Origin of the sequence: Kitasatospora sp. NPDC006697 (genome assembly GCF_042869935.1) — a bacterium.
Lineage (GTDB): Bacteria > Actinomycetota > Actinomycetes > Streptomycetales > Streptomycetaceae > Kitasatospora.
This window is the reverse complement of the sequence record NZ_JBIAGU010000007.1, coordinates 19,511-31,837: the sequence shown is the minus strand read 5'-3', so window position 1 is coordinate 31,837 and position 12,327 is coordinate 19,511. Positions and strand designations below refer to the sequence as shown.

Sequence of the window (12,327 nt, the reverse complement as noted above, 5' to 3'; positions counted from 1 at the left end):
GGAGCCTCAGGGGTTGAGCGCGCCCCCGTTGCCCGCGCGGACCGCCTCCACCGCCTGCTGGTGCAGGGTACGCGCGGTCTGCTCCTCGGACACCTCGACGGGGCTGCCCTGGAGGGTGAACCAGTCCTGGGCGTCCGTGTACTGCACGGTCAGGATCGCCTCGGTACCGGTCCAGGTGGTGTGGACGCTCAGGTCGCCGCTGAGTTGCGCCCCCTCGACGGTGCGGACCCCGCCGGGTCCGGCCCACACGTTCTTCGTCGTCCAGGTCGCCCAGGACGCCGGCTCGTCTGCCATGGCGCTGTCTCCACTTCGGGGGATCGCATGCGATGGGGGTGCGGCGGTCGTGCCGCTACACGGTGTGACAACCCGTCACATGCTAGCTGGCCCGGTGGGTGATCGCGCAGCGGGGGGTCGGCCGGGCAGCACGAACACGCCCGTCCTGGGCCCGATCCGGCCGACCCCAGCCGGATCGGGCCCAGGGGGCGTCGCGGGTGCGGCAGGCCAGGGAAACCCGCCCACCCGTGGTAGCCGGCGGCCGATCTCTGCACAGTCAGATCCGCCGGCGTTTCCGGTCGACCGACGTGCCCGGGGAAGCCGCCTGTCGTCCGGAGCCTTGGGTGCTCCATCCACTCCCTTCAGCGCCGGGGGCCCGGGAAGTGTCACACCTTTCCGAAGAATTTTTTCCGGCCGCCTCCAGCGGGTTCACCGGGCGGCGGTGAAGGCGCCCACCAGCTCGGCGAACTCCGCGCCGCGCTCGAAGAAACCCACGTGGCCGGCGTCCAGTTCGGCGTAGGCGCTGCCCGCGATCGCGGCGTGCAGGGCCCGGCTGTGCTCCACCGGCACGGTGGCGTCCTGGCCGAACCCGACCACCAGGGTCGGCGTCGTGATCCGCGGCAGCAGCGCCCGGATGTCCATCGCGAGGTCCAGTTCGAGGTGCCGCAGGGTGCCCGGGGTGGGCGGCATGTTGGGTACCAGCTGCTCCACCGCGGCCGGACCGAGGCCGTTCAGGAAGCCCCGGCTGAAGCCGGTCAGGGTGATGAGCCGGCCGAAGGCCTCGGCGTCGTGGTCGGCGATCCGGCGCCACACGGTGAAGAGGTTGCGCAGGTATTCGTCACCCTCCGTGTGCGCCCAGCCGGCGGCCAGAATCAGCCGGCGGACCAGGTCGGGGCGCAGGGCCGCGGTGGTGGCGGCGACGGCGGCGCCCATCGAGAAGCCGAGCAGGTCCACCGGGCCGGTGCCCGCGTCCTCGATCACGGCGATCAGCTGGGCGGCAAGCAGTCCGGTGCTGAGCGGGCCGCCGTCGTCGGTGGTGCGCTCGGTGCCGGACAGGTCCGGGGTGAGCACGGTGCGGTGGGCGTTCAGCCGGGGGACCAGCTCGCCCCAGGTCAGCTCCGCGCCGCTGGAGCCGGTGCCGTGCACCAGCACCAGGGCGGGGCCGGTGGCGCCGGCGGTGGGATCGTGGCGGTCGTAGCGGACCAGGGCGGTGCCGGCGGCGACGGTGTGCAGGGTGGACATGGTGACGCTCCTTCAGGGGGGCCGGTCGTTCCGTCGCCCTGAACCCTGCCGCCGGCCGGAACGGCGGGGGAGGGCATCGCGGAGCCTGGGACCGGCAGTCCCTGGATGGGGCGCGGGCGGTCCGGCAGGATGGTGATCATGACCATCAACCGCGCCGAGCTCGCCGACTTCCTCCGCCACGCCAGGGAGCGGGTCTCGCCCGCCGACCTCGGGCTGCCGGTCGGGCCGCGCCGGCGCACGCCCGGGCTGCGGCGCGAGGAGGTGGCCCAGCTGGCGGCGATGTCCGCCGACTACTACGTCCGGCTGGAGCAGGCCCGCGGCCCGCAGCCCTCGCCGCCGATGCTGGCCGCGCTGGCCCGGGCGCTGCGGTTGACCGACGACGAGCGGGACCACCTGTACCTGCTGGCCGGGCACCGCCCGCCGGCCGCGCGCGCGACCGGCGACCAGGTGGCGCCCGGCCTGCTGCACCTGCTCGACCAGCTGGCCGGCACGCCCGCCCAGGTGCTGAGCGAGCTGGGCGACGTGCTGGCGCAGAACGACACCGCCCGGGCGCTGCTCGGTGGGGTCTGCACGGTCTCCGAGCACGGGCGCAACGTGGTCTGGCGCTGGTTCACCGACCCGGCCGTGCGGGCCGGCTACCCGGTGGAGGAGCACGGCTACCTGGGCCGGCTGCACGTCGCCGACCTGCGGGCGGCCAGCGTGCGGCGGGCCGAGGAGCCGGCGGCGGCCCGGCTGGTGGCGCGGCTGACCGGGGCCAGTGCGGAGTTCGCCGAGCTCTGGGAGCGGCACGAGGTGGCGGTGCGGCGGCGCAGCCGGCTGCGGCTGGTCCACCCGGTGATCGGGCCGCTGGAGCTGGACTGCAAGGTGCTGATCGACCCGGAGAGCGATCAGCGGCTGGAGCTCTTCACGCCGCCGCCGGGCAGCGCGGCGGCGGACCGGCTGGCGCTGCTGGCGGCGGCGGTCTGACCGCTACCCGGCGGTGAGCCGCAGGGCGACGTACGGGACGGTGTCGCCGTCCAGCAGGTAGCGCTCGACCTCGGTGAAGCCCTGCGCCGCGGCGAACTGCAGGCCCTCGGTGTTGCTCGCCAGCACCACGGTCTCGATCGGGGCGCCGAAGGCCCGGGCCCGCGCCAGTCCGCGCAGGTAGAGGGTGCGGCCGTGGCCCCGGCGGCGGTGCGCGGGGAGGACGCGGGAGATCACCATGGCGACCGGCTCCTCCTCGGTCGGCGGGCGGACCGTGCTGCAGCCGATGGCGGCGTCGCCGAGGTGGGCGACCTCCAGGTGGTAGCGGCCGGACCGCTCGCGCACCTGCTCCAGGCTGAGCGGATCGGTCGGGATGACGGCGTTGTGCACCAGCTGCCAGTCGGCGGCCAGTGCGTCGCCGTCCACCTGGTGGATCACGAGCTCGGACATGGCGGTAGCCAACCGGGCGGGCCGCGGGCCGGTCAACCGGATTTCCGGGCCGGCCCGCGGTGAAGCGGGCCGGAGCCGCCGGGGGCGCTGTCGGCGGTGCGCGCTATGGTCGGCTGGTCGCGAGCCACGGGCCGACTTCCCAGGCCCTCAACCGAAGGTGAGTCATCGTCATGTCCGCGCCGTCCGCCGCGCCAGCCCCGTGGGCTTCCGAGCACGAGCCGCACGAGCCGCTGGTGGTCGAGCTGGAGGACGGCACCGTGCTGACCGGGCCCGACCGGGCGGCGCTGGGCCGGGCGCTGGACCTGCTCGCGGGCGAGGGCAACCAGTTCCTGGCGATCGGCCGGTTCCGCACCGCGCCCGAGGAGTACATCCAGGTCTACCGGCACGCGGCCGAGGGCTGGCAGGTCGAGTACCGGGACGGTTCGGCGGAGCGGCACTTCCAGGCCGTCGGCCACCAGTCCCGGCGGCGCACCGAGCAGCTGCTCTGGGGCTGGGTCAGCGCGGCGCCCGGCTGGCGGGAGGCGGCGGACTGGGTCCGGCTCGAGCCCGCCGAGCTGCTGCCCGACGCCCGGCTGGTGCGGATCCGGCACCGGCCCGGTGGCCGCACCGAGGCGGTCGGCTGGTACCGGGAGGGGCAGTTCCTCGCCGGCCGCCACCCGCTGCCGGGCGGGCCGGAGGAGCTGGTGATGCTGCACCTCTTCGACGCCGAGGGCCAGCACACCGGCACCCGGCTGCAGCCGGCCGGGGGGCCGGGCGAGGCGGCCCGGCTGCTCGGCGAGCTGCTGGCGGCGCTGCCGGAGCCGGAGGCCGGCGACATCGCGGTGCAGCCGTTCCGGATCGAGGTGCGGGGTGCCGAGTGGGGTCTGCTGGACCGCGCGGCTGAGCACGGCGGCACGGAGTGGTACGAGCTGGTGCCGCAGCGGATGGGCTTCCACGCGCCCTGGGACGGGCGGTACGAGGGCTGAGCTCAGCCGCTCAGCCCGGCCAGCGCGGTGCGCAGCCGCTCCGCCGCCTGGTCGGCCACCGCCGCCAGCTCGGGCTGGCCGGTGAAGCGGACCAGCAGCTGCGGGTCCATCGCCTCGACCACGGTGCGGCCGCCGGCCGTGCGGACCACCACGTTGCAGGGCAGCAGCAGGCCGATCCGGCGGTCCGCCTCCAGCGCCTGGTGGGCGAGCGGCGGGTTGCAGGCGCCGAGGATGACGTACTCCTCCAGTTCGACGCCGAGCTTGGCCCGCAGGGTCGCCTGGATGTCGATCTCGGTCAGCACGCCGAAGCCCTGCTCGGCCAGCGTGGCCCGGACCTTCTCGACGGTCGGCGCGAACGGCGCGTCCACGGTGGTGCTGATGCCGTACTCCATGGGTTCCTCCGGTTCCTGGTGATACCCCTATGGGTATATCCGCGACGCTGTCAGCGTACGGCGGGCCGGCGGGGTCGGGCAAATACCCCACGCGGTATGTCGTCAGGGTCCCGTCACTCGGCGGCGAGCGCCGACTCCACCAGCGCCACCCGGTCCGCCAGCGGGACGGCCGGGATCTCCAGCAGGGCGAAGCCGAAGGAGCGGTAGCTCTGCCGGTGCACCCGCTCGAAGTCCAGCGAGTCGGCGAAGCTGATCCGCCGGGCCGCCGTCGGGACGCAGAAGCCGAGGTTGCGGACGAAGAAGACGGCGGGCTGGTAGACCCGCTGGGTGGCGATCCGCTCCAGCTCCGCGCGCAGGGCCGCCGGCACCGGCAGGCCCAGATACTCGGCCAGCGCGTAGGTGCAGACCGGCGAGCGGTCGAAGAGCTGCAGCGCCGCCGGGACGGCACCGAGCTGGCGCTCGCGCTGCTCGGTGGCGATCCGCTCGATGAACTCCGGCTCGGCCCACGGCTCGTCCACCCCCGCCGCCTGGGCCCGGGCGATCACATCGGTCGCGGCCTCCGGCACCACGTTGTGGCCGCGCGCGGCCAGGGCGTGCAGCAGGGTGGTCTTCCCGGCGCCGGGGGTGCCGGTGAAGATGAAGCGGCGCATGGGAGGTGACGGCCCCTCGGGAGTGTAGAACCGGGCGAGCCCGCCGTCGGACTGACGGCGGGTCGGCGGAATGTCAACGGCGGGAGTGGCGGAGCGAAGGGCAGCGGGCGCGTGAGCGCGTGACCGGTGCGCTGAAACCACCGGGACCCCGCGCGAAACGTCGCAGGCGGATGGCCCGATGCTCGCAGTGTAGCGCAGCGGGACCCGGTGGCGGCCGAACCGGCCGGGCACGTCCCGGATCCCCGATCCGGGACGCGCCTTCGGTCAGTGCCGGGCCAGTGCGGCCCGCAGGGCTGCGCCGAGTTCGGCGAGGCCCTTGGTGTTGGTCATCGTGTGGTGGGTGGTGTGGATCGGCGTGTCGAGGATCGAGCCGGTGTAGTAGGGGCGCCAACTCCCTGCGGTCGGGGCGTCGTTGTCCCGTTCCTCGAGGGCGGTGAAGAAGAGCAGGTTGCCGTCGAAGCGGGCCGGCTTGTAGCGGGAGAGCAGGCGGCTGCTGCGGACCAGGCTCTCGGTCAGGCCGTTGGCCTCGTCCGGGGAGAGCATCGGCATCGCCGTCAGCACCTCCTCGCGCAGCTCCGCCGGGCCGGGCAGGCCCGGTTCGGCTCCCGGGTAGCAGTCCAGCACCGCCACCAGTGCGACCTGTTCGCCGGTCGCCTGCAGCTGGGCCGCCATCGCGTGGGCGACCGCGCCGCCGAAGGACCAGCCGAGCAGGTGGTACGGGCCGGCCGGCTGCACCGCACGGATCTGCTCCACGTAGTCGGCCGCCATCGCCTCCACCGTCTCCGGCAGGCCGTCGCGCTCGCTGAGGCTGCGGGCCTGCAGGGCGTAGAGCGGGCGGCCGTCGGTCAGCTCCTCGGCGAGGCCGCGGTACGACCAGCCGAGGCCGAAGCCGGGGTGCACGCAGAACAGCGGCGGCAGTTCGTTGCCGGTGCGCAGCTCCAGCAGCGGCGCGAACGGCTCGCCCTCCGGGCCGAAGCCGCCGAACGCCTCCGCCACGGTGGCGGGCGCCGGCGCGGGCGGCGGCTCGAGCAGCCGCACCGCCGGACCGCCCTTCGCCACCGTCGCCAGCCGGGCCACCGTCTGGTGGGTGAAGACGTCCCGGACCGAGAGGGTCAGGCCGGACTGCCGGGCCCGGGAGACCAGTTGGATCGAGCTGATCGAGTCGCCGCCGAGTTCGAAGAAGCCGTCGTCGGCTCCGACCGAGGGCAGCCCCAGCTGCTCGGCGAAGAGCTCGGCCAGCATCCGCTCGCGCTCGCCCTCCGGCGGCCGGCCGCTGCTCACGGCGGTGCTGAAGTCCGGTGCGGGCAGCGCCTTGCGGTCCAGCTTGCCGTTGGGCGTCACCGGCAGCGCGTCCAGCAGCAGCACGGCGGCCGGCACCAGGTGGTGCGGCAGCCGCTGCTCCAGCCAGCCGCGCAGCTCGCCCGGCCGTACCGGCCCGCTCGCCACCGCGTAGCCGACCAGCCGGTTGTCGCGGACCGCCGCAGCCGCCTGCGCCACCGCCGGGTGCTCGCCCAGCACCCCTTCCAGCTCGCCGAGTTCGATCCGGAAGCCGCGCAGCTTGATCTGTCCGTCGGTGCGGCCCAGGTACTCCAACTGCCCGTCGGAGCGCCAGCGGACCAGGTCGCCGGTGCGGTACATCCGGGTGCCCGGCGCGCCGAACGGGTCGGCCAGGAAGCGCTCGGCGGTCAGCGCCGGGCGGTCCAGGTAGCCGAGCGCGATGCCGTCGCCCGCCAGGTAGAGCTCGCCCGGCACCCCGATCGGCTGCGGATTGAGCGCCGGATCCAGCACGTACACACGGCTGTTGAGGATCGGGCGGCCGATCGGCGGGGCGCCGGTGCCGGCCGTCAGCGGATCGCTGAGGGTGACGGCGACGGTGGCCTCGGTCGGGCCGTAGGCGTTGACCATCCGGCGGCCCACCGCCCAGCGGTCCACCAGGGCGGGCGAGCAGGCCTCGCCACCGGTGGCCAGCGAGGTCACGGTGGGTAGTCCGTCGGCCGGCAGCGCCGCCAGCGCGACCGGCGGCAGCAGCATGTGGCTGACCCGCTGCTCGGCGGCCAGCTCGATCAACGGCGCGCCCGGCGCCAGCCGTTCGGCCGGGGCCAGCACCACCGTGGCGCCCGCGGTGAGCGCCGTGAACAGCTCGAAGACCGCCGCGTCGAAGCTGGGCGAGGCGAACTGCAGCACCCGGCTGTCCGGCTGCACCGCCAGCCGCTCGATCAGCGCGGCCGCCAGGCTGGCCAGCCCGTGGTGCGGCACCAGCACGCCCTTGGGGCGGCCGGTGGAGCCGGAGGTGTAGATCAGGTAGGCCGGGTGGCCGGCCCGCAGCGGTACCAGGCGCTCCTCCTCGGCCACGTTCCCGCTCGGCAGCTCGGTCAGCCGGCCGCTCAACTCCAGGTAGTCGAGCAGGAGTTGCGGGGCGTTGCCGTTCGGCAGCGGGGTGTGGCGGTCGGTCAGCACCAGGGCCGGCGCGGAGTCGGCCAGCAGGTAGGCGATCCGTTCGGCCGGGTAGCCCGGGTCCACCGGGACGTAGGCGGCGCCCGCCTTCAGCACGGCCAGCAGGGCCACCACGAAGGTCTCCGAGCGCGGCAGCGCCAGCGCCACCCGCCGGCCCGCGCCGATCCCCAGGCTCAGCAGGTGCCGGGCCAGCCGGTTGGACTCCTCGTTGAGTTGACGGTAGGTCAGCTCCGAGCGCTCGAAGGCCAGTGCGGTATGATCGGGAGTACGGGCGGCCTGTGCCTCGAAGAGCGCGGGCAGGGTGGCCGGAGTGGCCTCCAGTGTGCCGGTGTCGTTCCACTCCTCGAGGATGCGCGACCGTTCCGCCTCGCCCAGGATGTCGATCCGGCTCAGCCTGGTCTCCGGTGCTTCGGCCACGGCGGCCAGCAGCAGGCGGAACCGCTCCGCCAGCAGGGCCACGGTCTCCGGGTCGAACAGGTCGGTCGCGTACTCGATGGTGCCGGTCAGTCCGGCCGGCTCCCCTTGGGCGTCGGTGGTCTCGCCGAGCGTGAGGGAGAGGTCGAAGCGGGCGGTCCACAGGTCGGGCTCCGCCGCGCGGGCCCGCAGGCCCGGCAGCTCCAGGGTCGGTGCGGCGGTGTTCTGCCAGGCGATCACCGTCTGCACCAGGGGGTGGCGGCCCATCGTGCGGGCCGGTCTCAGCGCGTCCACCAGCTGCTCGAACGGCAGGTCCTGGTGGGCGAACGCACCGAGCGCCGACTCCCGGACCCGGTCCAGCAGTTCGGTGAAGCTGGGATCACCGGACAGGTCGGTGCGCAGCACCAGTGTGTTGACGAAGAATCCGACCAGGTCGTGCAGGGCCTCGTCGGTGCGCCCGGCGACGGGGGTGCCGATGGGGATGTCCTCGCCGGCGCCGAGCCGGCCGAGCAGGGCGGCGAGCGCGGCCTGGGCCACCATGAAGACCGTGGTCCGCCGGTCGGCGGCCAGCTTCACCAGGGCGCGGTGCAGCGCGGCGTCGGTGCGCAGCGGCACCGACTCGCCCCGGTGGCTGGCCACCGCCGGGCGGGGCCGGTCGGTCGGCAGCGCCAGCTCCTCCGGCAGGCCGGCCAGCCGCTCCGTCCAGTAGGCGAGTTGACTGGCCATCAGTTCGGTCGGCTGCTCGGCGGTGCCGAGCAGTTCGTGCTGCCAGAGGGTGTAGTCGGCGTACTGGGCGGGCAGCGGTCTCCAGCCGGGGGCGCGGCCGGCCAGCCGGGCGGTGTAGGCGGTGGAGAGGTCCTGCGCCAGCGGGCGCATCGAGGCACCGTCGGCCGCGATGTGGTGTACCGTCAGGAGCAGCACATGGCGCTCCGGATTGGTGCTGAACAGGGTCGCCCGCACCGGGAGTTCGCGGGCCAGGTCGAAGCCCCGGCGGGCGGCGGCGGCCACCTGGTCGATGATCGTGTCCGCCGAGCTCGCCACCCGTTCGAGGGCCAGCACGGCGGGGCGGATCTCCTGGTAGGGCGTGCCGTCGGGGTGTTGCGGGAAGACGGTGCGCAGCGCCTCGTGCCGGTGCAGCACGTCGACCAGGGCCCACTGGAGCGCGTCGGTGTCGATCGTGCCGGTCAGCCGGACGGTCAGTGGCAGGTTGTAGGTCGCCGCGTCCGCGCCCTCCAAGGTGCCGATGAACCAGAGGCGTTGCTGTGCGAAGGAGAGCGGGAGGCGGCGCGGGCGCGGGGCGGGGCGGACCGCCGGGCGGGTCGGTCCGTGCTGGTCGAGCAGCGGGGCCAGGACGGCGACGCTGGGGGCCTCGAAGACGGTGCGCAGCGGGAGTTCGACGCCCAGGGCGGTGCGGATCCGGCCGATCAGCCGGGTGGCGAGCAGGGAGTGACCGCCGAGCGCGAAGAAGTCGTCGTCGATCGAGACCGACTCCGCGCCCAGCACCTCGCCCACCAGCTCGCAGAGCAGCCGCTCGCGGGCGTCGCGCGGGGCCCGGCCGGTGCCGACCACCGCCTCCGGCGCGGGCAGCGCCAGCCGGTCCACCTTGCCGGTGGGCGTCAGCGGGATCGCGTCCAGCAGCACGACGGTGCTCGGCACCATGTAGTCGGGCAGCGAGCGGCCCAGGTCGGCGCGGAGTTCGGCGGGGGTGATCCGCGGGCCGTGCTGCACCGGGACGGCGTAGCCGATCAGCCGCTGGTCGCCCGGCCGGTCCTCGCGGACCAGCACGGTGGCCCGGCGGACCGCCGGGTGGTCGCTCAGCGCGGCCTCCACCTCGCCGAGTTCGACCCGGTTGCCGCGCACCTTGACCTGCGAGTCGGCGCGGCCGAGCAGCTCCAGCTCGCCGTGCCCGTCCCAGCGGGCCAGATCGCCGGTGCGGTACATCCGGGCACCCGGGGCGCCGAACGGGTCGGCGGGGAACCGCTCGGCGCTGAGCGCGGCGCGGCGCAGGTAGCCGCGGGCGAGCGCGGCCCCGCCGACGTACAGCTCGCCGACCGCCCCCGGCGGCACCGGGCGCAGGGCGTGGTCGAGCACGTAGGCCGTGGTGTTGTCGATCGGCAGGCCGATCGGCTGGCGGTCGGCGTCGACCCCGCCGATCACGGACTCGCCGCAGATCTCCGAGCAGCCGTAGAAGTTGACCAGCCGAGCGCGCGGCAGCAGCTTGGCGAAGCGGGCGGCCAGGTACGGCGGCAGGTTCTCGCCGGTGGTGATCCAGAGCTCGCAGGAGGCCAGCCGGGCGGGCTCGGCCTCGGCCAGGTCGAGCATCGCGGCGAGCAGGCTCGGCACCATGATGATCCGGCCGACCCGGTGCCGGGCGATCAGCGCGGTCAGCGCGGCCGGGTCCCTGGCCTCGGCGCCGTCGGCCAGCACCATGCCGCGCCCGAAGAGCAGCGAGGCCATGACCTCGCTGCTGCCGTCCACGAAGCTCAGCGAACTCTTCGCCAGCGAGGGGCGGTCCGGGTGGAACGGGTGCGCGCGGGCGAGCGCTGACAGGTGGTTGGCCTCGGCGGCGTGCACGCCGACCACGCCCTTCGGGCGGCCGGTCGAACCGGAGGTGTAGACGACGTAGGCCGGGTGCTCGGGGCGCAGCGGGGAGCGGCGCTCCTGCTGGGTCAAGTCTGCTGTGTCGGAGGGGAGTTCGACCTGGTCCAGGCGGATCAGCCGGTCCGGGTCGGTGGCCAGGCCGGCGGTGCCGGCGTCGGCCAGCACCACCGCGGGCGCGGCGTCGGCCAGCATGTAGCCGATCCGCTCGGCGGGCCAGGTCGGGTCCACCGGGAGGTAGGCCGCGCCGGACTTGAGCACGGCCAGCAGGGCGACCACCAGCTCGGTGGAGCGCGGCAGGGCGAGTGCCACCAGGTCCTCCGGGCCCACGCCGCGGTCCACCAGCAGCCGGGCCAGCCGGTTGGCCCGGGCGTTCAGCTCCCGGTAGTCCACCGGAACGTCTCGGCAGACCAGGGCGGTCTCGGCGGGCGTGCGGGCGGCCCGCTGCTCGAACAGCTCGGTCAGCGTCGCGCCGGGGAAGGCCGGTTCGACGGCCGGGCCGGTGCCGGCGGCGATCCGCTCGGCGGCGCCGGCCAGGTCGACGGCGGCCAGCGGCCGGGCCGGGTCGGCCTGCGCCAGCGCCTCCAGCAGGGCGCGGAACCGCCGGGTGTGCGCGGCCAGTTCCTCGGCGGTGTAGACCGCCGGGTTGGCGTCGACGGTGACCTTGACGCCGTCGCCGGACTGCCGGTCGAAGAACATGAAGGCCAGGTCGTCCACCGGCCCGGTGAGGAAGTTGTGGAAGGTGGTGCGCTGGCCGGCGAAGCTGAGGTCGTAGTCGAAGGACATCAGGTTGACCGTCGCGCCGACCAGCGGGCGGCCGGCGCCGGAGAGTTCGCGGCGCATCTCCTCGTAGCGGTAGCGCTGGTGGCGCAGCGCGGTGCGGGCGGTGGCGCTGATCTGCTTGACCAGCGCGGCCAGGCTGAGCGCGGGCGGCACGGAGATCCGCAGCGGCAGCACATTGGTGAGCATCGCGGGGACGGCGCGGGCCACCCGGCCGACCCGGGCGGTCACCGGCAGGCCGAGCACCACCTCGGTGCTCCCGGTCAGCCGGCCGGTGTAGACGGCGGCGGCCGCCATCACCAGCACCGAGCGGCTGACCCCGAGCCGGCGGGCGGCGGAGTGCAGTGCCTGCGCCTCGGCGGGGTCGAGGGCCAGCTCGTGGCGCAGGTGGGTGTGCGAGGGGCGGGCGTGGCGGCCGCCCAGCCAGGTCGGCTCGGGGCGGTCGGCGAGCTGGGCCAGCCAGAACTCGCGGTCCTTGCGGTACTGCTCGGAGCCCGCGTAGGCGGCCTCCTGCTCGATCAGCTCGCCGAAGCCCGGCAGCGCGGCGGCCGGATCGGGCTCGCGGCCCTCCACCAGCGCGGTGTAGAGCTCGGCCATCCGGGCGGCGACCAGCGGGCCGCCGTAGCCGTCGACCACGGCGTGGTGGCTGCGCTGGAACCAGAACCAGTGGTCGTCGGCGGCCCGGTAGAGGGTGGAGAGGTAGCCGGGGCCGGTGCGGGGGTCGAGCGGGATGGCCAGTTCCGTGCGGATCCGCGCCTTCGCGGCGGCCCACGGGTCCGGGTGGCCGCCGAGGTCGACGAAGGCGTACTGGGCGGGATCGGCCGCCACCAGGCGCTGGGTGGTCTCGCCGTCCACCGTGTCGAAGCGGAGCCGGAACGCCTGACAGTCCTCCAGCAGCTGCCAGTAGGCGGCCTCGAACAGGACCGGGTCGACCGGACCGTGGATCTCCACGCACTCGGAGACCTGGATGGCCGGACTGGCGGGGTCGAGCTGCTGGGCGAACCACATCCCGTGCTGGCCGGCGGTCAGCGGCCAGCTCACGGTCTTCGCGTCCGACATGGATCTTCGTGCTCCGGTTCGTGCGCGTCGCAGTGACGCGCGGTAGTGACTGCGGGCCCGGACGGGGAGGGCCCGGGCACGCTACAT

General features: G+C 74.7%; 8 protein-coding genes. 2 read left to right on the top strand and 6 right to left on the bottom strand.

The window, feature by feature from the left end; genetic code table 11:
- Positions 1-6 precede the first annotated feature (6 nt).
- On the bottom strand, positions 7-294 hold the full coding sequence (locus tag ACFYNO_RS11670) for a hypothetical protein (protein ID WP_388009259.1): 288 nt from the start codon (positions 292-294) through the stop codon (positions 7-9).
- 408 nt (positions 295-702) lie between these two features.
- Positions 703-1,515, bottom strand: a complete 813-nt coding sequence (locus ACFYNO_RS11665; RefSeq protein WP_388009256.1) for an alpha/beta fold hydrolase — start codon at positions 1,513-1,515, stop codon at positions 703-705.
- Between the two features lie 138 nt (positions 1,516-1,653).
- Between ACFYNO_RS11665 and ACFYNO_RS11660 the strand changes: the two genes are divergently transcribed.
- Positions 1,654-2,481, top strand: coding sequence for a helix-turn-helix transcriptional regulator (locus ACFYNO_RS11660; protein ID WP_388009253.1), 828 nt, complete (start codon positions 1,654-1,656; stop codon positions 2,479-2,481).
- 3 nt (positions 2,482-2,484) lie between these two features.
- On the opposite strand, the gene ACFYNO_RS11655 is transcribed toward ACFYNO_RS11660, so the two are convergent.
- Positions 2,485-2,928: a GNAT family N-acetyltransferase gene (locus tag ACFYNO_RS11655; RefSeq protein ID WP_388009250.1), complete on the bottom strand. Its 444-nt coding sequence runs from the start codon at positions 2,926-2,928 to the stop codon at positions 2,485-2,487.
- A gap of 170 nt (positions 2,929-3,098) precedes the next feature.
- Here ACFYNO_RS11655 and ACFYNO_RS11650 point away from each other — a divergent pair, with 170 nt between their 5' ends.
- Complete coding sequence (locus tag ACFYNO_RS11650) at positions 3,099-3,893, top strand: hypothetical protein (protein ID WP_388009247.1); 795 nt, start codon at positions 3,099-3,101, stop codon at positions 3,891-3,893.
- 2 nt (positions 3,894-3,895) lie between these two features.
- On the opposite strand, the gene ACFYNO_RS11645 is transcribed toward ACFYNO_RS11650, so the two are convergent.
- From ACFYNO_RS11645 to ACFYNO_RS11635, 3 genes are all read right to left on the bottom strand, one after another.
- Entirely contained in the window at positions 3,896-4,285 is a 390-nt protein-coding gene (locus ACFYNO_RS11645) for a DUF302 domain-containing protein (RefSeq protein WP_388009244.1), read from the bottom strand.
- A 113-nt stretch (positions 4,286-4,398) separates the two neighbouring features.
- Positions 4,399-4,935 carry an AAA family ATPase gene (locus ACFYNO_RS11640; protein WP_388009241.1) on the bottom strand — a complete coding sequence of 179 codons (537 nt, stop codon included), beginning with the start codon at positions 4,933-4,935 and terminating at the stop codon, positions 4,399-4,401.
- Positions 4,936-5,199: 264 nt separating this feature from the next.
- The gene (locus ACFYNO_RS11635; RefSeq protein ID WP_388009238.1) at positions 5,200-12,240 is read right to left on the bottom strand and encodes an amino acid adenylation domain-containing protein; all 7,041 of its coding nucleotides are present in this window, start codon (positions 12,238-12,240) and stop codon (positions 5,200-5,202) included.
- Between the last annotated feature and the right edge of the window lie 87 nt (positions 12,241-12,327).

Excerpts from the sequence above, each read along its gene's own strand:
- ACFYNO_RS11670 (WP_388009259.1), bottom strand. The coding sequence starts at position 294 with ATGGCAGACGAGCCGGCGTCCTGGGCGACCTGGACGACGAAGAACGTG.
- ACFYNO_RS11665 (WP_388009256.1), bottom strand. The coding sequence starts at position 1,515 with ATGTCCACCCTGCACACCGTCGCCGCCGGCACCGCCCTGGTCCGCTAC.
- ACFYNO_RS11660 (WP_388009253.1), top strand. The coding sequence starts at position 1,654 with ATGACCATCAACCGCGCCGAGCTCGCCGACTTCCTCCGCCACGCCAGG.
- ACFYNO_RS11655 (WP_388009250.1), bottom strand. The coding sequence starts at position 2,928 with ATGTCCGAGCTCGTGATCCACCAGGTGGACGGCGACGCACTGGCCGCC.
- ACFYNO_RS11650 (WP_388009247.1), top strand. The coding sequence starts at position 3,099 with ATGTCCGCGCCGTCCGCCGCGCCAGCCCCGTGGGCTTCCGAGCACGAG.
- ACFYNO_RS11645 (WP_388009244.1), bottom strand. The coding sequence starts at position 4,285 with ATGGAGTACGGCATCAGCACCACCGTGGACGCGCCGTTCGCGCCGACC.
- ACFYNO_RS11640 (WP_388009241.1), bottom strand. The coding sequence starts at position 4,935 with ATGCGCCGCTTCATCTTCACCGGCACCCCCGGCGCCGGGAAGACCACC.
- ACFYNO_RS11635 (WP_388009238.1), bottom strand. The coding sequence starts at position 12,240 with ATGTCGGACGCGAAGACCGTGAGCTGGCCGCTGACCGCCGGCCAGCAC.